This window comes from Diaphorobacter ruginosibacter, from assembly GCF_014395975.1.
Lineage (GTDB): Bacteria > Pseudomonadota > Gammaproteobacteria > Burkholderiales > Burkholderiaceae_C > Diaphorobacter_A > Diaphorobacter_A ruginosibacter.
Window position 1 is genome coordinate 2,348,050 of the sequence record NZ_CP060714.1, and the last position, 20,258, is coordinate 2,368,307.

A 20,258-nucleotide genomic window follows, 5' to 3' on the forward strand; every position below is an offset into this window, starting at 1 on the left:
GGTTCCTGCCGCTTCGCTAACGCCGGAGCACCAGCCAGCCGAAGGCCGCCAGTGACAGCATGGTGTAGATCAACCCCGGCGCGGCCGCAGTCAGCATGGGCGACCAGTTCTGCAGGTTGCCGGCGAAACCGAACACGTTGTTGAGCAGGAAGAAGCTGATACCGGCCATGACGCCGCCGAACACGTAGCCCGCGATGCCTCCGGAGCGGAAGTGAAGATAGGCGAACGGCAGCGACAGCACCACCATCACGAGGCAACTGAGCGGATAGAACACCTTGCGCCAGAACTCGATCGCATAGCGCTGCGTGGTCTGTCCGTTGGCCTCGAGGTGGCGGATGTACTGGAACAGCTCCAGCGTGGACATCTTATCCGGCTTGAGCACCGCGGCCGCAACCATGCTTGAGGTGATGCGCGTCTTCCAACTGAACTCGGGCTCCTCGGTGCGCTCGACCCGCATCTCGTCATCGGCATTGCGTTCAAAGACGCTACGCTTGACGTTCTGCAGATCCCAGGCATCGGTCTCCGTGTTGAACGTGCCGGTCTCGGCCTGCGTGGTCGATGCCGCAAAGCCCTTGGAATCGAACTCGAAGATGCGCACGTTGCGCATTTCGCCCGTGGTGGCGATCGCGCGCACGTTCACGGCGAAGCTATGGTCCCCCTGGCGCTCCTTGAGCCAGGCGCCGGTCACGCCGGTCGAGATCTGTCCCAGCCGGCGTGCCTTCACCAATTGCGCGGCCTTTTCGCTGACAGGCGAGATGTAGTCGCCGATCACGAATGTCAGCACCACGAACGCGCCGCCCAGGATCAGCAGCGTGCTGAGCGCCCGCCAAGGGCCCAGGCCGCTGGTGCGCATGATCGTGAATTCGGATGTCTGCGCCAGCCTTGCCATCACGAAGATGGTGCCGATCAGCACCGTGATGGGCAGGAGCTCATACAGGTGCTGCGGAATGCTGAGCGCCACGTAGAGCAGGGCATGCTGCACCTCGTAGGTCTTGTTGATCCAGCGCAGTTCATCCACCAGATCGAAAAAGAAGAACAGCGCAAGAAAGGCCAGCGTGACAAAGCCCACGCCCGCCACGACCTCGCGGTAGATGAATCGACGAATGGTTTTCATGCGGGCCTCCGCTCGGCTGTCTGGCGCCGGAAAAGCGAGCGCACGGACCATTGGTTGTGCCGTGCGGCGAGCAGCAGCAGGGCCAGGAGCAGTGTGCCGCCGTGCAACACGGCCATGAACTGGACCAGTCCGATGCGGTTGGCGGTGACCCAACTCTGACCCACGGTCATGAGGTTGTAGTAGACGATGAAGGCAAACAGCGCGAATGCCAGGCTGCTGCTGCGCCCCGCGCGTGGGTTGACCACCGCCACGGCGAGCCCCAGCACCACGAAGTTGAGCGCCGCGAAGGCGAGCCCGATCCGCCAGCCAAGCTCGGCCCGGTAGGCGGGCACACTCGAGCCCACGAGGTCGAGTGTGCTGCGCGTCTTGAGCGCCACTTCGTCGACGCCGCCGGACTTGGAGTCGCCGATGCGCGTGCCGTACTCGCCGAACTCACTCACGCGCAGCCCGGGCTTGTCGGTCTGCATTTCCAGGCGCTGGCCATTGAAGAGCACGGCGATGCGTTCGCCATTGCGCACCTCAAGCTTCGCGTTCTCGGCCGACGTGACCGTCTCGCGCCGTTCCTCGTTGGTGGCGATGAACACATTGCTGGCCGAGGTGGCATCGGGTGAGTCGCGGTCGATGAAGAACACGCGCGAGCCGTTGGAGGACTCCTGGAACTGGCCCGGAGCAATGCGGTCGACGTCGCTGCGCTGCTCGTACTGGGTCTTCAGTTCCTGGATCTGCGTGTTGGCCCAGGGCCATATCGCGAGAGAGAGCGTGGCGATGGCCAGCATCACAGGCCAGGCGAATCGCAGCAGCGGGGGCAACAGGCTCATGAGGCCCCGGCCGCTGGCGAACCAGATGACCATTTCGCTGTCGCGGTACATGCGCGAGAGCACGCCCACAATGGCGACGAAAAGGCACAGGCTCAGAATGGTGGGCAACTGGCCGAGCACGGTATAGCCCATCACGAGCATGACGTCGGACGGATTGACACTGCCTTTCGAGGCTTGTCCAAGGGTACGGATGAGCATCATCGTCATGACGATGGTGACCAAAACCACCAGCGTCGCACCGAAACTGCGCGCCAACTCCTTGCGGATGGATGAATCGAATAACATTGTCTCGAAGGAAAACGCCGATTATGAACTTCGAACTGACCACACTCTCCCTGTCTGCCGCCGTCAACCAGAAATGCGATGCACTGATCGTGCTGGTTCCTGAGGGAACCAAACCCGCAAAAGATGCGGTCTCCGCGATTCTGGCCCAGGCGCTCAAGTCGGGTGATCTGGAACTCAAGGCGGGAAAGACCCTGCAAATGTACGCGTCGCCCCTGATTTCGGCGCGCCGCGTGATTCTTGCCGGAAGTGGTGATGGTAGCGCGCGCAGCGTGCGTCTGGCGGTTACTGCTGTCGCCAATGTCCTCAAATCCCCCAAAGTCCGGAAAGCATGCCTGGTCTTTGCAGGCAAGACATCGCCCGAGGCGGTGGCTGCAGCGGTGCAATGCTGCGGCGAAATCGCCTATGCCTACACCACTACGAAGAGCAAGGCGGAGCCGCTTGCCATCAACCGCGTCGTGATCGGGGCCGAGGAAGCAGCGCGCCTGAAGCCGGCCTTTGAGATGGCGTGCGGCGTTGCCAAGGGCGTCGCCTTTGCCCGCGAGTGGGCCAACCGTCCCGCCAACCATGCCACCCCGACGCTGCTCGCCCAGGCCGCCAAGGGCCTGGCCGTGGGCGGCATCACCTGCAAGATCCATGGTCCGGCGGAGGTGGCCAAGCTGGGCATGGGCGCATTCATGGCCGTGGCGCAGGGCTCTGCGGAGCAGTTGCGGTTCATCGAGCTGCGCTACAACGGCGCAGCCAAGTCCGAGGCGCCCGTGGTGCTTGTCGGCAAGGGCATCACGTTCGACACGGGGGGCATTTCGCTCAAGCCAGCCGCCGAAATGGACGAGATGAAGTTCGACATGGGCGGCGCGGCCAGCGTGCTGGGCGTGTTCAGTGCCCTGTCTGAGCTGCGTCCGGCGGTCAACGTGGTGGGCCTGATCCCGGCGTGCGAGAACATGCCGGACGGCAAGGCCGTGAAGCCGGGCGATGTGGTGACCAGCATGAATGGACAGACCATCGAGATCCTGAACACCGACGCGGAAGGCCGCCTCGTGCTGTGCGACGCGCTCACTTATGCTGCGCGCTTCAAGCCGCGCGCCGTGGTCGATATCGCCACGCTCACGGGAGCCTGCGTGATTGCGCTCGGTGCGCAACGCAGCGGCCTGTTCTCGACCGATGAGGCCCTCGCGAACAAGTTGCAGGCGGCGGGCGACGCCTCGCTCGACCTGTGCTGGCGCATGCCGCTCGATGAGGAGTACGGTGAAGGCCTGCGCAGCAATTTTGCCGACGTGGCCAACGTGGCAGGACGTGCTGGCGGCGCGATCACGGCAGCCAAGTTCCTGCAGCGCTTCACGGGCACCATGCCCTGGGCGCACCTGGACATCGCCGGAACCGCATGGAAGGGTGGCGCTGCGAAGGGTGCCACCGGTCGTCCGGTGGGACTGCTGCTGCACTATCTGGCCTCCGAGGCTGGCGCTGCATCCAAGCCCGCCAAGGCTGCCAAATCGGTCAAGGCAGGTGGCAAGACGGGCTCCGCATCTACAAGCACGGCAACAGCAAAGCCTGCGCGCAAGGCTGCCGGCGCCCCCAAGGCCGCCTGAAGTGGACAGGACGTGATATCCGATGACGGAAGTTGCCTTTCATTTCAATGCGCCGGACAAGCTGGCCTACGCATGCCGCTTCGCTCGCAAGGCGCTGCGCCGGGAAATGCGCGTGGTGATCACGGGTGCCCCCGGTGAGTTGCAGGCGCTTGATCGCATGATGTGGGCCGTCGGTTCCACCGATTTCGTCGCGCACGCGCTCGCCGATGCCGATCCAGACATCGTGCGCGCATCACCGGTACTGCTGGCCGGCGATCCGTTGTCGGTATCGCCGCGCGACGTGCTACTCAACCTGGGGGCCCAGGTTCCCGGCGGGTTTGAGCAGTTCGCGAAGGTGGTGGAGGTCGTCAGTGCAAGCGACGAGGCGGATCGCCAATCGGCCCGCGTCCGCTGGCGGCAGTATGCGGCGCAGGGCTACGACATCGTGCGCCACGATCTCGTTTTGAAAGAGAATGCCTGACCATGTCGTCCGCGCCCGCCACCCCGCCCAAATTCGTTCCTACCCTCACGGAAGAGGTCAGCCTGCCTGTCGACCTGGTGGCCGAGGCGGACGAGGCGCCTGCGGAGATTCCCGGCGGGTATGAATTGCCAGCGGGTGCACCGGAAGAGGACGACGGCTTTACGGAGGAGGGCATCGCCGCCGCACCGCCCGGCGTGCCTCACGCACAGGCGCTGCCTCCCGAGCTTGTGGCCAACCTGCCCGAACTGACCGAGGTGGCCACTGAACCGCTGCCCGAAGGTGAGGACATGTCGGCGGAGCGGGAGGAGACCGAAGGTATGGAGCCGGTCGTGGAGGACGCGAGGCCCGAGAAGGCACCGCAGCCAATCGCCTCAGCCCACCCGTCACCGCTGCCCGAGGGCTACGAAGAGATCGTCATCCACCGTGTGATGCAGCGCGTGGACGTCATGCTCGAGCAGCGCTTGAAAGAGGCCATCGCCACGGTGATCCAGGAACAGACCCGCTCGATCGTTCCTCGCCTGCGTGAGGAGGTGGAGTCGGTCGTTCGCCAGTCGGTCTACGAGGCGGTGGCGGACGAGCTGGCCTCCGTCCACCACCAATGAACCTGTAAAAACCATGGGGCCGCCAGGCTCGCGCAGCGGCTCGAACCGATGCCACAGGGAGTTTCCCCAGTGTGGCGCGCCGTGGACGTGCACGCAGCCTCGTCTGCACTTGCATGGTGCCTCCGTCGAGGGCTTGCGCATGCCGGTATTCCTTGCGGCAGCACGAATCCAGGGCCTTCGGTGTGGCAAATGCCACGGGAACCCAGGCCTGGCGCGGGCTCATGCCCTGTGGCCTGCTTCTTGCAGTCTCCATATTCTGAGAATCCCTAGTGTTTCGCGATATGAATTGCGATATGTTTCAGCGAGTTGAGACAACACGAAATATCTCAGCGTCTTAATTTTTTGGAGATCCGTATGCAATTGAAGTTGAAGTTGACTGTGGCTGCTGCGGTTGCAGCAGTGGCCGGTATTGCAGCCGCTCAAGAGGTGGTGAAGATCGGTCACGTGGGCCCCGTATCCGGGCCCCAGGGTCACTATGGCAAGGACAACGAAAATGGCTCCCGCATGGCCATTGACGACCTGAATGCCAAGGGTGTGACCATCGGTGGCAAGAAGGTCAAGTTCGAACTGATGGCGGAAGACGATGCCGCGGATCCTAAGCAGGGTACGGCCGCTGCGCAGAAGCTGTGCGACGCCAAGGTCGCCGGCGTGGTGGGGCACCTGAACTCCGGCGTGACCATTCCCGCTGCCAAGATCTACAACGACTGCGGCACGCCCATGGTTACGGGCGCCGCGACCAACCCCGCTCTGACCAAGCCGGGCTATGACACGACGTACCGCATCATTGCCAACGACAACGCCCTGGGCGCCGCGCTGGCGGCTTACGCGGCAGATACGCTCAAGCTCAAGACGGTGGCGGTGATCGATGACCGTACGGCCTACGGCCAGGGCCTGGCCAGCGTGTTCAAGAAAGTGGCGCTGGAGAAGGGCATGAAGGTGGTCGAGGAGCAGTTCACGACCGACAAGTCGACGGACTTCATGGCGATCCTGACCGCCATCAAGGCCAAGAATCCCGATGCGGTGTTCTACGGCGGCATGGATGCGCAGGCGGGCCCGATGCTGCGCCAGATGCAGCAACTGGGCCTGAGCAAGCAGAAGTACTTCGGCGGCGACGGCTTCTGCACCACAGAACTCGCGAAGCTGTCGGCGAATGCTCCGACGCTTGGCAATGTGGTCTGCGCCGTGGGCGGTGCATCCCTCGAGAAGATGCCGGGCGGCAAGGACTGGAAGGCGCGTTACGACGCCAAGTACCCGGGCGCGTTCCAGGTCTACAGCCCGTACACCTATGACGCAGCCATGCTGCTGGCCGATGCGATGGTGCGTGCCGGCTCTTCCGATCCGAAGAAGTACATCCCCGAACTCAAGAAGTCGAACTACCAGGGCGTGACCGCCAAGATCGCCTTCGAGGCGAATGGCGAAATGAAGAATCCTGCCGTGACCCTGTTCAACTACAAGAACGGTGAGAAGCTTCCACTGAACTGAAGCCTCGGTTCCTGGAGACATGAGCAAAATGGGCCTTCGGATTCGAAGGCCCATTTTTTTGTTGGGGTTCACGGGTTGTGGCGGTCCAACGACCACCTAACCGCGGGTCAGCGCCGGACCTGCAGCGCTCCCGGGTTCACGATGTTCGTGGGCGTGCCCTTGATGTAGTTGACCACATTGTCGAAGGCTGCACCGAAGTACAGCTCGTAGCTGTCCTGTTCGACATAGCCGATGTGTGGCGTGCACACGCAGTTCTCGAGGCGCAGCAGGGCGTGTCCTTGCAGGATGGGCTCGCTCTCGAACACATCGACCGCCGCCATGCCGGGACGGCCGCGATTGAGTGCGGCGATCAGTGCATCTTGTTCGATCAGTTCTGCGCGTGATGTGTTGACGATCAGCGCCGTGGGCTTCATCTGGCTCAGGTCCTCGAGCGTGACGATATTGCGCGTCTCTTCATTGAGGCGCAGGTGCAGCGAGATCACATCGCACTGCGCAAAGAACTCGGCACGGGTCGAGGCCACCTGGAAGCCATCGCTCAGCGCCTGTGCACGCGATGCCTCGCGGCCCCAGACGCGCACGTTCATCCCGAAGGCCTTGGCGTAGCCCGCAACGATGCGCCCGATCTTGCCGTAGCCCCAGATACCCAGCGTCTTGCCGCGCAGCACCATGCCGAGGCCGAAGTTCGGCGGCATGGAGGCGGCACGCATGCCCGACTGTTGCCACGCACCGTGCTTGAGGTTGGCAATGTACTGGGGCAGGCGGCGCATGGCCGCCATGATGAGTGCCCAGGTCAGCTCGGCAGGCGCGACGGGCGAGCCGACACCTTCGGCGATGGCAATGCCGCGTTCGGTACAGGCATTCACGTCGATGTGCGAGCCGACCTTGCCGGTCTGTGCGATGAGCTTGAGGCGTGGCAGCTTTTCCACGAGCTGGCGGGTGATGTGCGTGCGCTCGCGGATGAGAACGATGACGTCGGCATCCTTGAGTCGGACCGACAGCTGGCCGAGACCTTTGACCGTATTGGTGTAAACCTTGGCGGAGTATCGTTCAAGCCGTTCGGCGCAATGGAGCTTGCGTACAGCGTCCTGGTAGTCGTCGAGTATGACAATATTCATCTTGTTTGCTGCAACTACGTGACGAGCGCAGCCGGTCGGCTGGGCGTGTCTTGGAAGATTCAATCAATTCGGTGCAGCGCATGAATGAATGCATGCGTGCAGGGGCCTCATTGTCGTTGATGCAGCCGCGGATGCGCCAGTCGCAGACCGAATTGGGGTGCTTTTCAAACACAAGGTTACAGAGATTCTGCTGCTCTGCGAGTGTGTGATGGTCAACGTTACCCAATCAAGAGACGTTGAACAAGAGTGATTTGCCCGAGCGCATCCACACCGGCTCTTACAGCTGTTGTTTCATGATGCAGATCAGTACATAGGGCGGCCTTACCATGGCGACCTTGCCGTTCGAGGCGTATCCGGCGTCTGGACCCCTGGTTCTGCGTTGGCGCATGGTGAGGGCCATCAGCTTCATACAAGGATTCGAGAGACACATGTCGCACCACAACTCAATGACCACCTTATCGCATGGGCAGCACGTTGCCGGTCGCCTTGGCCGCCGGCTTGGTGCAGGCCTGCTGGGCCTTGTGCTGACCGTGATGGGTACTGCCGCCAGCGCGCAGGCCTACGTGAACGGTTCGGTGAGCGGCCAAATCGCACCGGGCGTCTACGGCCGCGTGGACATCGGGAACGCACCGGCGCCTGCTCTGATCTATCAGCAACCCATGCTCATTGCGCCGCCGCCTGTGGCCGTGCCTGCTCCACCTGTCTATATGTACGTGCCGCCGGGACATGCCAAGCATTGGGGCAAACATTGCGCGCGCTATGGTGCCTGCGGGCAGCGCGTCTATTTCCTGAGGAACCCGCCACCGCACTGGCGTGGAGGAGGCGATCGGGATCGCTGGGATCATGACCGGCGCGACCGCCACCGTCATGACCGGCACGATCGGCATGATCGCGACCACTGGCGGGATCGTGATCGCGACCATGGCCATCATGGCCGTCATCGCGACTGAGGTTGAGGTAGATCGGGACAGGTACTACGATGGAGATTTCGTGACGTGACAGGCAAGGATTTGTTCGCCTTGCCGCTGCGAATCGACCCCAACCGGGTTTAAGCTTGAGGGCCATGGCCCACGTCACATTCTCCCCCCCATACTCGCCCGCGGATCAGGTAGCCAACCAGCTGCGTGACCGCGGGTTCGCTGTTTTGCAACCTGCCGATGTAGCCAGCTGGATCGGCTGTTCCCTCGAAGACCTGCAGAAACTGTCGGCCGCATGGAGCGACCTGCCGCCGGACGAGTTCCTCAAGGATGGCGGGCGCTACCGGCGTCGCCGGCATTCCTGCTTCGTGGTGGAAGGGCTCGAATACCAGCAGGTGCCCCATCGTGCCCACTGGCAGCCCGTGGAATACAACGCGCTGCATGGCGGCATGCAGCGCTGGTTCGAGCCGATGCGGGACGAGACGGTCGGCAAGCCCGTATGGGCACAGACCATGCGTGCCCTGGCGGCACTTTCACAAGCCGTAATCACCCCCGGCGCCGAACCCCAGAGTTGGCACATCGAGGCGCACCAGTTCCGCATCGATACGTCGGACGGCATCGGCCGGCCCACACCGGAAGGTGCGCACCGCGATGGCGTCGATCTGGTCGCGGTGTTCCTGGTGGACAGGCAGGACGTGAAGGGCGGCGAAACACGCATTTTCGAAGCCACGGGCCCGAATGGCCAGCGCTTCACGCTCACGGAGCCCTGGTCCGTCATGCTGCTGGATGACGCCCGCATGATCCATGAAACCACCCCCATCCAGCCGGCGGGCGAGAAGGGCTGGAGGGACACCCTGGTGGTAACCTGCCGCGCAGGCGGCTTTCAGAGCGAATGATTCCGTTGGCCGGGATGCCCATGGAGGAACCATGCGTATTTGATGTGCATCAAGCAATATGAGAAGCTGCAGCAGCACACTATCACTGATGTGTCGCGAGCTTCGCTTGCGTTGATCAGATCCAAAGATAAGGAGTATTCATGTTCACCAATATCCTCATCCCGGTAGATGGCTCGACCACCGCACTGTCCGCGGTTTCCAAGGCGGCAGGGCTGGCCAAGACCTATGGCAGCACTGTCACCGTGCTGTACGTGATCGATCCCTATCCCTTCACAGGCGTTGGCGCGGACTTTGCCTACGGTCAATCGCAATACCTGACAGCGGCCAGCACCGAGGCCAACACAGCGCTCGACACCGCCAAGAAGGCCCTGGAAGAGGCCGGCGTCGACAAGGTCAACGCAGTGGTGGGAGAAGGTCATGCGGTGCATGAAGGCATCATGCGTGCGGCCAAGGAAATAGGCAGTGACCTGATCGTCATGGGCTCCCACGGTCGGCGCGGCCTTGAAAAGCTGGTGCTGGGCAGTGTCACCCAGCGTGTTCTGGGCGTGGCCGATATTCCCGTGCTGGTTGTTCGGGAGTGACCATCGCTGGCATGCGGCGCATGCCTTGATGAAGCAGAACGGCCCCTCGGGGCCGTTTTTCCTGGAGGCTTTCAGCCTCCGAAGATGCGCGTGAGCCAGCCCTTCTTGTTCTGGCGTGCCTCGAGCTCCTGCAGCACCTCGGCCTTGATGCGGCGGGACTCCGCCGATGGGCCGGCACCTTGCTGGGCCATGCGCAGATAGGCCTTGGCCGTATCGATGTATCCGTGGTCCTCGTTGCGGATGTGGTTGAACAGCCAGCGCGAAAGCATGCCATGCAGCTCTGCCGTGACGTCCTCTCCGGCCTCGAAGCGCGTCTGCATCTCTGCAACGCGGCGGGTGAAGAGTTCGTGCACTTTCTTGTGCGGCCCGGAGAAGAGGTAGCCCGCACTCTCCATCAGGCTTTCCTCGAACACGAAGTGCGAGATCGTGTAGTCGACCATTTCGCCGATCACATTGCCGAGCGCTTCGCGATCGTGGGTGGAGCGCAGTTCATGCAATGTGTTGATGTATTCGACGATGCGACGATGTTGCCGGTCGATTTCATCGATACCGGTATCGAGCTCGGGTAACCAAACCAGCAAGGCCATATCTTCTCCAATCTCAGTGTCTGGAGAAGTATTCCTAATCGCCGTCAAGTCCACCATGATGTAAGTCATGCCTCAGCGATGTGCGGCCCCTGCATCGCGGGCTGCCAGGGCCGCGAACAGACTGTGTTCTTCCGCGCCGGCACAAGCTACATTGGCGCGGAAGAGGTGCGCGATGATTATTCGATCTTCACGCCCGAAGCCTCGACGATGCCCTTCCACTGGGTGTATTCGGTGCTCAGCAGCTTGCCGAAATCGGCTGGCGACATGGCGAGCGGCTCCGCGCCCTGGGCGTGGATGGCAGCCTTCATTTCGGGGGTGGCCAGCAGCTTGTTGATCTCGGTGTTGAGGGTGGTGACCACATTGGCGGGCGTGCCAGCCGGAGCCATCACGCCATACCAGGTGCTCACGTCAAAGCCCTTGTAACCCGACTCGGCGATCGTCGGCACGTCGGGCAGCGACGAGCTGCGCTTGGCGGACGTGACGGCGAGCGGGCGCAGCTTGCCTGCCTGGATCTGGGCCATGGCGGACGGAACCGACGACACCAGAAGGTCCACATTGCCGGCCAGCGCATCCATCATCGCGGGGTTGGAACCCTTGTAGGGGACGTGGCTCAGCTTGATGCCGGCAGCCTTCTCGAACAGGTCGCCGGCCAGATGGATCGATGTGCCGTTGCCTGGCGAGCCATAGGTCACGGACCCGGGATTGGCCTTGGCTGCGGCCACGACATCGGCCAGGGTCTTGTACTTGGAGTTGGCGGACGTGGCGATGATCACGGGCGTGTAGGCCACGTGCGCAACGGCGGTCAGGTCCTTGGTGGGATTCCAGGGCAGGTTCTTGTAGAGCCACGGGCCGATGACCAGGTTGTCCTTCTGGCCCATGACGATGTCGTAGCCCGTGGGCTGTGCCTTGACGACTTCACCGATGCCGATGGTTCCACCCGCGCCGGGCTTGTTGTCGGCCACCACGGTCCACTTGTTGGTCTTGCCCAGTTCGTTGGCGACGAGGCGCGCGAGGATGTCCGTGCCGCCGCCCGGAGGGAAGGGGATCACCAGGCGCACGGGCTTGGTGGGGTAGTTCGCGGCCGGGGCGGTCTGGGCGTGGGCGGCGTTGCCCAGGGCAAGTGCGGCGTATGCGGCAACGGCGGTTGTGATAGTGAATGTACGGCGCATCATCATGATGTGAAAGTCTCTCCTGCAGATGGAAAAAGGCCCCGTCTGGCAAGCCAGTGGGGCCTTGTTGTGGGACACCATCGCGGATATTAGCGCGTGTTGGGCATCTGTCGTACCCGTGCTATCCACAGTCCGGCGTCGATGCCTTCCGTTGTTGCGCCCCTGGTGGGGCGCTTCGCATCACAGGCGCTCGAAGATGGCGGCAATGCCTTGGCCGCCGCCAATGCACATCGTCACCAGAGCGTACTTGCCCTTGATGCGCTCCAGTTCGTGCAGCGCCTTCACGGTGATCACGGCACCGGTCGCGCCGATGGGGTGGCCCAGCGAGATTCCGGAGCCGTTCGGGTTCACCTTGGCAGGATCGAGACCCAGATCGCGTGTCACCGCGCAGGCCTGGGCGGCAAAGGCTTCGTTGGCTTCGATCACGTCCAGATCGTTGACGCTCAGCCCCGCCTTTTCCAGCGCCAGCTTGGTGGCTGGCACGGGGCCGATGCCCATGTACTTCGGATCTACACCGGCATGGGCGTAGGCCACCAGGCGAGCCATGGGCTTGAGGCCACGGGCCTGCGCAGCCTTGGAGTCCATCAGCACGACTGCTGCTGCGGCGTCGTTGATGCCGGACGCATTGCCCGCAGTGACGGTGCCGTTTTCCTTCAGGAACACGGGCTTGAGCTTGGCCATGTCGGCCGTGGTGGCTCCTGCGCGGAAATGCTCGTCGGTCGCGTACTGCACATCACCCTTCTTGGACTTGAGGGTGACGGGCACGATCTGGTCCTTGAAATAGCCCGCTGCCGTGGCGCGCTCGGCACGGTTGTGGCTTTCGACGGCCAGGTTGTCCTGGTCTTCGCGGGTGATGCCCCACTTGGCGGCGATGTTCTCGGCCGTCACACCCATGTGGATGTTGTGGAACGGGTCATGCAGCGCGCCGATCATCATGTCGATCATCTTGAAGTCACCCATGCGTGCACCCCAGCGGCTGGTGAGCGATGCATACGGCGCACGGCTCATGTTCTCCGCGCCTGCGCCGATGGCGATGTCTGTATCGCCCAAAAGGATGGACTGGCTTGCGCTCACGATGGCCTGCAGGCCCGAGCCGCACAGGCGGTTCACGTTGTAGGCCGGCGTACCTTCACCGCAGCCGCCATTGATTGCCGCCACGCGCGAGAGATACATGTCCTTGGGTTCGGTATTGACCACATGGCCGAACACGACGTGACCCACGTCCTTGCCCTCGACGTTCGCACGGGCCAGCGATTCGCGCACCACGGTCGCGCCGAGTTCGGTGGGGGGAACATCCTTGAGGCTGCCGCCAAAGGTGCCAATGGCGGTGCGGACGGCGCTGACAACAACTACTTCACGGGACATGCGGGTCTCCTGATCGAGATTTCAGTTGGAAATGATGGGAAGAAGTGATCACCCGGCCTCGCCCGGCCGCCGCGATGGCGTTCACGAGCGAAACCACGTATTCAGATACGTATTGTGCAGTGCATCATTTCACGCGTCACGCACATCCGCGACAGGGTTTGTACCGAAGTCCTCTCTTTTGATGTAAGCGATCACGCGGGCGGCGGCGTCGGCAGGCGAGGTGAGTTTGCTGTCCGATTTCATGCTCTGGAAGTTCGCGATGTCCGGGAAATCGGTGGGGTCCGCGCTGCGCAACTGCACCTGCATGTCGGTGTCGATCACGCCCGGAGCGAGCGAGCACAGCCTGGCGCCATTGGCGCGCTGCGCCTCCTCGAGCGCCACGCATCGCGTGAACAGGTCCATGCCTGCCTTGGCGGAGCAATAGGCGGCCTGCGATGCCATGGGGCGGCGGCCCAGGCCCGATGAAATGTTCAGCACCTTGCGCGGACAGTTCCAGCTCTCGGTGGCGGCGAGAAAGGCACCGGTCAGCGCCATGGGCGCCTCCAGCCCGACACGCATCGCGTTCTGGAGGTCCAATGCCGAGACCTGGCCGATGGGCGCGATGCGCGGGATCACGCCTGCGTTGTTGATCAGCGTGATGCTGGCCCAGTCATCGGGATTGAGCGAGGAGAGCAGGGTATTCAGGCGCCGTGCGGCCTCGGCGGTATCGGAGAGGTCCTGCTCCCATTGCTGCAACTGCTCGGTGCCTGTGGCGGCCTGCGCGAGCGCCTCGCTGGTCTTGCGTGCAATGCTGACCAGCACATGGCCTTCCTGCAGCAGTTGCTGTCCGATGGCGAGGCCCATGCCGCGCGAGCCGCCAGTGAGAATGGTGAGGTGTTGGGTGGTGTTCATCAGCCCATCTTACGGGAACGCGGGCAACAACAAGAGGTTCATTCCGGAATGTCTAGGCCAACGAGCCCCTGTGACCAGTACATGCCTTGCGCGGCCTTTGAGACCGAGACGAAGCCTGTGGCTTCGATGGGTTATTCGTGCCGAGGCGCCGATACGGGGCTTGATCCTTCGTTGCACCTCCTTGCCTACCGAAAGGTATGTCTGCGTCGGCGACGCCTCGTCTCAAGCCCCGTCTCGGCGTTGTGGTTGGTGATTCGAGCGCCTTGACCACTTTGGAGGCCCGCTGCCTGACACTCCGAATACCGCGCGCTCCCCATTCGCGAGGCACAAAAAAATCGCGCGGCTTGAAATTCAAGCCGCGCGATTTTGTGAGTCGATCGATATTGATCGGGATGCCTGTCAGGCGCCCAGGTAGGCCTTTCGCACGTCCGCGTTGGTCAGCAGGGCCTGGCCGGAGTCCTCCAGTACGACCTTGCCTGTTTCCAGCACATAGCCGCGGTCGGCGATCTGCAGGGCGCGATTGGCGTTCTGCTCTACGAGGAACACGGTCACGCCGTTGGCGCGGATGGTCTGGATGATCTCGAAGATCTGCGCAATGATCAGCGGGGCAAGTCCGAGCGTCGGCTCGTCGAGCAGCAGCAGGCGGGGCTTGCTCATGAGGGCGCGCCCGATGGCCAGCATCTGCTGCTCGCCGCCGGACATGGTGCCCGATCGCTGGCTCGCGCGTTCACGCAGTCGAGGGAACAGCTTGAAGACATGCTCGATGCCGTCGGCGATCTCGGACTTGTTCAGGAAGAATCCTCCCATCTTGAGGTTTTCCTCGACGGTCAGGTCCTTGAACACGCGGCGGCCCTCGGGTGAGACGGCGATGCCGCGGCGCATGATGTGATGCGTCGACAGCTGGGTGATGTCCTCGCCCTCGAACAGGATGCGACCGCCGCTTGCGCGCGGGTTGCCGCAGACGGTCATCAGCAGCGAGGTCTTGCCCGCGCCATTGCTGCCGATCAGCGTGACGATCTCGCCCTGGTTGACGTGCAGGCTGACCTTGTTGACCGCACAGATCGCGCCGTAGTGGGTGGAGACCTGCTCCAGTTGCAACATGTGTTTTGCACTCATCAGGCTTCTCCCAGATAGGCCTTGATGACCCGCTCGTTGTTGCGCACCTCCTCGGGCGTTCCCATGGCGATCGGCTTGCCGTATTCCATGCACAGAATGCGCTCGGACACGCCCATCACGAGACCCATGTCGTGCTCGATCAGGAGCACGGTCACGTCGAACTCGGCGCGCAGGCGGTCGATCAGGTGCTGCAGCTCGACCTTCTCCTGCGGATTGAGACCTGCGGCGGGCTCGTCCAGCATCAGCAGCTTGGGCTGGGTGATCATGCAGCGTGCAATTTCCAGCCGACGCTGGTGACCATAGGCCAGGTTGCCGGCCTCGCGATTGGCGAATTCGGCAATGCCCATGAAGTGCAGCCACTTCATTGCGTTCTCGACGGCCAGGCGCTCGCTTGCGCGATAGCCCTTGGTGTTGAACAGTCCCCCCAGCACGGACTTGCTGGTGCGGCTGTGCTGCGCGACCAGCAGGTTCTCGAGTGCCGTCATGCTCTTGAACAGGCGCACGTTCTGGAAGGTGCGCACGACGCCGCGCTGCGCGACGCTGTGGCTGCCCAGGCCCGCGATCGAAGCGCCCTCGAGCGTGATCACGCCCGTGGTGGGCTTGTAGAAGCCGCTGATGCAGTTGAACACCGTGGTCTTGCCGGCACCGTTGGGGCCAATGATGGCGAAGATTTCCTTGGGCTTGATGGCCAGTTGCACCCCATCGACGGCCAGAAGGCCGCCGAAGCGCATGCTCAGGTCCTTGACTTCAAGTAGATGGCTCATGCGTGCGCTCCATCCTTGTTGTTGCCGGTGGAAGCCGGAACTTCCACATGGTGGCGCTTCATCGGCAGGAGGCCCTGCGGACGCCAGATCATCATCAGAATCATCACCAGACCGAAAATCAGCATGCGGTATTCGGAGAACTCGCGCGCCAGTTCGGGCAGCACGGTGATCAGAATGGCCGCAATGATCACACCCAACTGCGAGCCCATGCCGCCCAGCACCACGATGGCGAGAATCAGCGCCGACTCGATGAAGGTGAAGGACTCGGGGTTCACAATGCCCTGGCGCGCCGCGAAGAACGCACCTCCGAAGCCCGCGAACATGGCACCCAGCGTGAACGCCGAGAGCTTGATCTTGGTGGGATTCAGGCCCAGCGAGCGGCAGGCGATTTCGTCTTCCCGCAGCGCTTCCCACGCCCGGCCGATCGGCATGCGGATCAGGCGGTTGCTGATGAACAGCGTGACCGTGGCCAGCAGCAGGGCCATCAGGTACAGGAAGATCACCATGTGCATGGTGCTGAACTCGATGTTGAAGAACTGTGCGAACGTGGTGCCGCCTTCGCTCGTCGGTGAACGGGTCAGCGGGATGCCGAGGAACGTAGGCTTCGGGATGCCCGAGATGCCGTCGGGGCCGCCCGTCCAGTCGTTCAGGTTCACCAGCAGCAGACGAATGATTTCACCGAAACCGAGCGTCACGATCGCAAGGTAGTCACCGCGCAGGCGCAGCACCGGAAAGCCCAGCAGGAAGCCGAACGTGGCCGATGCGAGGCCGGCGAGCGGCAGCGCCTCCCAGAAGCTCCAGCCGGCCCAGTGATAGAGCAGGGCGTAGGTGTACGCGCCCACGGCATAGAAGCCCACGAAGCCCAGGTCCAGCAGACCCGCAAAACCCACCACGATGTTCAGGCCGAGGCCCAGCATCACGTAGATCATGGCCAGCGTGGCGATGTCGACCGCGTTGCGTCCCGCGAAGAACGGCCAGGAGATGGCGATCAGCGCAACCACCAGGATCACCACGGGGCGGCTCTTGGCGGACAGGCTGGGCAGCGCGGGAAAGGAGATGCCCTTGGTGGCTGTCTTGACTGCGGGGCGCAGCAGTTGCCACACGAAGACGATCACGCAGCCCCAGATCACGTAGTTCCACTGCGGAACCAGGTAGGTGCGGATGCCGGCGCGCTCCAGATGCAGGCCGAAGATCGGAATGATCAGCAGCGCCGCGATGATGGTCGCGAAGATGGCGGTGCCGAGTTGAGAGCGGATTTTGTTCATCAGACCTTCTCCACTTCAGGCTTGCCCAGCAGGCCGGTCGGACGGAACAGCAGGATCAGCACCAGCAGGCCGAAGGCCACGATGTCCTTGTATTCCGACGAGATGTAGGCGGCTGCGAAGGTTTCGGCCACGCCGAGCACGACGCCGCCGAGCATGGCGCCCGGAATGCTGCCGATGCCTCCCAGCACCGCGGCCGTGAAGGCCTTGATGCCGGCGATGAAGCCGATGAACGGATTGAGCTTGCCCACCGCCAGTGCGATCAGCACACCGCCCACGGCGGCCAGCACGGCGCCCAGGATGAAGGTGAAGGAGATCACGCGGTTGGTGTCGATGCCCAGCAGGTTCGCCATGTGCATGTCCTGTGCGCAGGCGCGCGACGCGCGGCCCATGCGGGAGTGCTTGATGTACATGGTGAGTGCGATCATCAGGGCCACGGCCACCACGATGATCAGGATGCGGGTATAGGGAATGAACACTTCGAAGGTGCCCATGTGGAACGTGAACGCTCCGGGCAGCAGTGCGGGAACCGCCATGTCGCGGGCCCCCTGGCCGAGCGCAACCCAGTTCTGCAGGAAGATGGACATACCGATCGCGGAAATCAGCGCCACGAGGCGCGGACTGCTGCGCAGCGGCTTGTAGGCAACCTGCTCCACGGCGAAACCGTAGACCCCGGTGATCACCACGGCCACGACCAGCATGAGCGCAATGATGAACCAGATCGGCAGGCCACTGGTGGTGCCGACGGCAGAAAGAGTGACCAGGCCCACGTAGGCTCCGATCATGTAAATGTCGCCGTGAGCGAAATTGATCATCCCGATGATGCCGTAGACCATGGTGTAGCCAATGGCAATCAGGGCGTAGATGGCTCCTAGTGAGAGCCCGTTGAATAGCTGCTGTATCAGCTGCGGCAATAAGTCAGACATTGTGCTTGGTCGTCCACTGTGAGGGCTGGTGCAATCGATCTTGCATGGCCTCCGTGCGCTTGTCATCGGGAAAGCACCGCTTGGAGGCGCTGCCGATCGATGGCACTAGTTAAACGAACGGGGCAGGAACGTCGCAAACGCGGTTTGCGAACGTCCTGCCCCGAAAGGGGAGCGTAGTGGGTTACTTGACCGCCGGAGTCTTGGAACCGTCCTTGTGCCACTGGAACACCTGGAAGTCGAAGGACTTCAGGTCACCCTGCTTGTTCCAGGAAACCGGGCCGAGCACGGTGTCCACGGTGTTGGCGTGCAGCCAGTCAGCCACCTTGGCAGGATTGTCACCAGCGGCCTTGATGCCGGCGATGATCGCCTGGGCGGCTGCGAACGAAGTCATCTGGAAGGCGCCGGACGGATTGCGCTTGGCATCCTTGAAGGCCTTGGAGATGGCGGCGTTCTTCTCGTTGGCGGAGAAGTCTGCAGGCAGCGTCACCAGCATGCCTTCCACGGCGGGGCCGGCGATGGCGTTCACTTCAGGGTTGCCAACACCTTCGGGGCCCATCATCTTGACCTTCAGGCCTTGTTCAGCGGCCTGGCGCAGCAGCAGGCCCATTTCGGGGTGGTAGCCGCCGAAATAGACGAAGTCGACACCGGCGCTCTTGAGCTTGGTGATGACGGCGGAGTAGTCGGAATCACCTGCGTTGATGCCTTCGAACAGGGCCACCTCGACCTTGGCCTTCTTCAGGTCGTCGCGCACGGCGGTGGCGATGCCCTGGCCATACGACTGCTTGTCGTGCAGCACGGCAACCTTCTTGGGCTTGGCATGTTCGATGATGAACTTGGCAGCCGACGGGCCTTGCTGGTCGTCACGACCGATGGTGCGGAAGATGAAGTGGAAGTTCTTGCCGTCGGTCAGGGCCGGCGACGTGGCCGATGGAGTGGCAACCACCACGCCTTCGTTGTTGTAGATCGGTGCCGCAGCAATGGAGGCGCCGGAGCAGACCGGGCCGATCACATAGCCGATCTTGCTGTTCACCACGCGGTTGGCGGCCACGGGACCTTGCTTGGGCTCGCAGGCATCGTCCACGGCCACCAGCTCGATCTTCTTGCCGTTGATGCCACCTGCTGCATTGGTCATCTCGACAGCCGTTGTTGCACCTTCCTTGACCATATCGCCGTACTGGGTCAGAGCACCGGTCGTCGGGATCACCATGGCGATCTTGATTTGTGCCTGAGCTGCTGTACCGATAAATGCTGCGCCAGCCAGTCCCAAGGCGGCGATCAACGTACGCGCACGGAAGGTCGTTTGCATAGTTTTTCCTATCACTGTTAGTTACGAGAGAGATAAATAGTATGCAGTCGCGCACCCCCTGGTGAGGGGTGTCTTCTAGCAAGTCGCCCAGCTTATCGAGGGGAGTTGGCCTCACAACGGGGATTACCCTAGGAGGTTTGCATAAGTAAGTGCCAATTATCGCCCCTTATGGCGACATTTGATTTGACACAAAATCAGAACGGAACCGCGCTTCGGATGGCAATGTGCTCGCCTGTCACAGGGTGGGAGAACTCGAGCGATTTCGCGTGCAGCATCAGGCGGTCGGGCGAAAGGCCAATGAATTCAGGTGCATAGAGCGCGTCCCCGAGGATGGGGTGGCCCAGATGCCTGAGGTGCACCCGCAGTTGATGCGTGCGGCCGGTGACGGGGCGCAGCGAGACACGCGTGGTTTCCAGTGCCAAGGAAGCTTCAGCGCCGTCAGCACCTGTAAGGTTTGTTGTACTCGATCGACAAAGGGTTTTCCATAGCGTGACGCTGGGCTTGCCCCCGGGGTCGATGATGTGGATCGGGCGGTTGGGCCAATCCAGCAGAATCGGCGCATCGATCTCCTGCCAGTCGTCTTCGCTCGCCCACGGCAGTGCGCCAGCGACCACCGCCTCATAGGTCTTGTGAACCAGGCGTTCGGCGAACGCGCTGCTCATCGCGCGCTGCGCCGGCAGGTTCCGGGCCATCAGCACGATGCCCGAGGTGGCCATGTCCAGCCGGTGGACGACGAGCGCATCGGGCCATTGCGCGAGGACGCGGCTGCTGAGGCAATCCTGCTTGTCGGGGCCGCGTCCGGGAACACACAGCAGCCCGGAGGGCTTGTCGAACGCCAGGAGATGCTCGTCCTCGTGCAAGGGGATGAGCGGCGTACGCGGAATCAGGGGCGGGGAAGGGAATTGCATCGAGGCGCAAGTGTAGGCTGGCACAGGCATGCAGACACGAAAAAAGGCGAGTGGCCCCGAAGCCACTCGCCGAGCAAAGCGCATGCACGCTCTCGGTGACATGCCGGCACC

The 20,258-nt window shown here is 62.7% G+C and carries 20 protein-coding genes; 7 read left to right on the forward strand and 13 right to left on the reverse strand.

Annotated features, from left to right (window positions below):
* Positions 1 to 16 precede the first annotated feature (16 nt).
* Together lptG and lptF are read right to left on the reverse strand one after the other, a co-directional pair.
* Complete coding sequence (gene lptG, locus H9K76_RS10610; protein WP_187600177.1) at positions 17 to 1,114, reverse strand: LPS export ABC transporter permease LptG; 1,098 nt, start codon at positions 1,112 to 1,114, stop codon at positions 17 to 19.
* Positions 1,111 to 2,217: an LPS export ABC transporter permease LptF gene (gene lptF / locus H9K76_RS10615; RefSeq protein ID WP_187600179.1), complete on the reverse strand. Its 1,107-nt coding sequence runs from the start codon at positions 2,215 to 2,217 to the stop codon at positions 1,111 to 1,113. Before lptF ends, lptG begins: the two co-directional genes overlap by 4 nt.
* 23 nt (positions 2,218 to 2,240) lie before the next feature.
* Here lptF and H9K76_RS10620 point away from each other — a divergent pair, with 23 nt between their 5' ends.
* The 4 genes from H9K76_RS10620 to H9K76_RS10635 all read left to right on the forward strand — a co-directional run bounded on the left by H9K76_RS10620 (position 2,241) and on the right by H9K76_RS10635 (position 6,344).
* The gene (locus H9K76_RS10620; protein ID WP_187600181.1) at positions 2,241 to 3,800 is read left to right on the forward strand and encodes a leucyl aminopeptidase; all 1,560 of its coding nucleotides are present in this window, start codon (positions 2,241 to 2,243) and stop codon (positions 3,798 to 3,800) included.
* A 22-nt stretch (positions 3,801 to 3,822) separates the two neighbouring features.
* Complete coding sequence (locus tag H9K76_RS10625; protein ID WP_187600183.1) at positions 3,823 to 4,260, forward strand: DNA polymerase III subunit chi; 438 nt, start codon at positions 3,823 to 3,825, stop codon at positions 4,258 to 4,260.
* Positions 4,261 to 4,262: 2 nt separating this feature from the next.
* Complete coding sequence (locus tag H9K76_RS10630) at positions 4,263 to 4,862, forward strand: hypothetical protein (RefSeq protein ID WP_187600825.1); 600 nt, start codon at positions 4,263 to 4,265, stop codon at positions 4,860 to 4,862.
* Between the two features lie 354 nt (positions 4,863 to 5,216).
* Positions 5,217 to 6,344 (forward strand): branched-chain amino acid ABC transporter substrate-binding protein, encoded by a 1,128-nt coding sequence (locus H9K76_RS10635; RefSeq protein ID WP_187600185.1) that lies wholly within the window; start codon positions 5,217 to 5,219, stop codon positions 6,342 to 6,344.
* 107 nt (positions 6,345 to 6,451) lie between these two features.
* Here the strand turns inward: H9K76_RS10635 and H9K76_RS10640 are convergent, their stop codons facing one another.
* The gene (locus tag H9K76_RS10640; RefSeq protein WP_187600187.1) at positions 6,452 to 7,459 is read right to left on the reverse strand and encodes a D-2-hydroxyacid dehydrogenase family protein; all 1,008 of its coding nucleotides are present in this window, start codon (positions 7,457 to 7,459) and stop codon (positions 6,452 to 6,454) included.
* Positions 7,460 to 7,992: 533 nt separating this feature from the next.
* On the opposite strand from H9K76_RS10640, the gene H9K76_RS10645 reads away from it, so the two are divergent.
* The 3 genes from H9K76_RS10645 (at position 7,993) to H9K76_RS10655 (ending at position 9,853) form a co-directional block, all read left to right on the forward strand.
* Positions 7,993 to 8,409, forward strand: a complete 417-nt coding sequence (locus tag H9K76_RS10645) for a hypothetical protein (RefSeq protein ID WP_246475513.1) — start codon at positions 7,993 to 7,995, stop codon at positions 8,407 to 8,409.
* 113 nt (positions 8,410 to 8,522) lie between these two features.
* Complete coding sequence (locus H9K76_RS10650; RefSeq protein ID WP_187600190.1) at positions 8,523 to 9,272, forward strand: 2OG-Fe dioxygenase family protein; 750 nt, start codon at positions 8,523 to 8,525, stop codon at positions 9,270 to 9,272.
* Between the two features lie 140 nt (positions 9,273 to 9,412).
* Positions 9,413 to 9,853 (forward strand): universal stress protein, encoded by a 441-nt coding sequence (locus H9K76_RS10655; protein ID WP_187600191.1) that lies wholly within the window; start codon positions 9,413 to 9,415, stop codon positions 9,851 to 9,853.
* A 71-nt stretch (positions 9,854 to 9,924) separates the two neighbouring features.
* On the opposite strand, the gene H9K76_RS10660 is transcribed toward H9K76_RS10655, so the two are convergent.
* From H9K76_RS10660 to H9K76_RS10705, 10 genes are all read right to left on the reverse strand, one after another.
* Positions 9,925 to 10,440: a bacteriohemerythrin gene (locus tag H9K76_RS10660; RefSeq protein WP_187600193.1), complete on the reverse strand. Its 516-nt coding sequence runs from the start codon at positions 10,438 to 10,440 to the stop codon at positions 9,925 to 9,927.
* 176 nt (positions 10,441 to 10,616) lie between these two features.
* Positions 10,617 to 11,615 (reverse strand): Bug family tripartite tricarboxylate transporter substrate binding protein, encoded by a 999-nt coding sequence (locus H9K76_RS10665; protein ID WP_425489691.1) that lies wholly within the window; start codon positions 11,613 to 11,615, stop codon positions 10,617 to 10,619.
* Positions 11,616 to 11,789: 174 nt separating this feature from the next.
* Entirely contained in the window at positions 11,790 to 12,974 is a 1,185-nt protein-coding gene (bktB, locus tag H9K76_RS10670; RefSeq protein WP_187600195.1) for a beta-ketothiolase BktB, read from the reverse strand.
* A 129-nt stretch (positions 12,975 to 13,103) separates the two neighbouring features.
* Positions 13,104 to 13,865 carry an SDR family NAD(P)-dependent oxidoreductase gene (locus H9K76_RS10675; RefSeq protein ID WP_187600197.1) on the reverse strand — a complete coding sequence of 254 codons (762 nt, stop codon included), beginning with the start codon at positions 13,863 to 13,865 and terminating at the stop codon, positions 13,104 to 13,106.
* A 399-nt stretch (positions 13,866 to 14,264) separates the two neighbouring features.
* Positions 14,265 to 14,966, reverse strand: a complete 702-nt coding sequence (locus tag H9K76_RS10680) for an ABC transporter ATP-binding protein (RefSeq protein WP_187600589.1) — start codon at positions 14,964 to 14,966, stop codon at positions 14,265 to 14,267.
* Between the two features lie 14 nt (positions 14,967 to 14,980).
* Positions 14,981 to 15,745, reverse strand: coding sequence for a high-affinity branched-chain amino acid ABC transporter ATP-binding protein LivG (livG, locus tag H9K76_RS10685; protein WP_187600198.1), 765 nt, complete (start codon positions 15,743 to 15,745; stop codon positions 14,981 to 14,983).
* Positions 15,742 to 17,010, reverse strand: a complete 1,269-nt coding sequence (locus H9K76_RS10690; RefSeq protein ID WP_187600200.1) for a high-affinity branched-chain amino acid ABC transporter permease LivM — start codon at positions 17,008 to 17,010, stop codon at positions 15,742 to 15,744. The genes livG and H9K76_RS10690 overlap by 4 nt, the downstream gene beginning before the upstream one ends.
* Entirely contained in the window at positions 17,010 to 17,933 is a 924-nt protein-coding gene (gene livH / locus H9K76_RS10695) for a high-affinity branched-chain amino acid ABC transporter permease LivH (RefSeq protein ID WP_187600202.1), read from the reverse strand. The genes H9K76_RS10690 and livH overlap by 1 nt, the downstream gene beginning before the upstream one ends.
* 181 nt (positions 17,934 to 18,114) lie before the next feature.
* Positions 18,115 to 19,239 carry a high-affinity branched-chain amino acid ABC transporter substrate-binding protein gene (locus H9K76_RS10700; protein ID WP_187600204.1) on the reverse strand — a complete coding sequence of 375 codons (1,125 nt, stop codon included), beginning with the start codon at positions 19,237 to 19,239 and terminating at the stop codon, positions 18,115 to 18,117.
* 194 nt (positions 19,240 to 19,433) lie between these two features.
* Entirely contained in the window at positions 19,434 to 20,147 is a 714-nt protein-coding gene (locus tag H9K76_RS10705) for an RluA family pseudouridine synthase (RefSeq protein WP_187600206.1), read from the reverse strand.
* Positions 20,148 to 20,258: the final 111 nt, after the last annotated feature.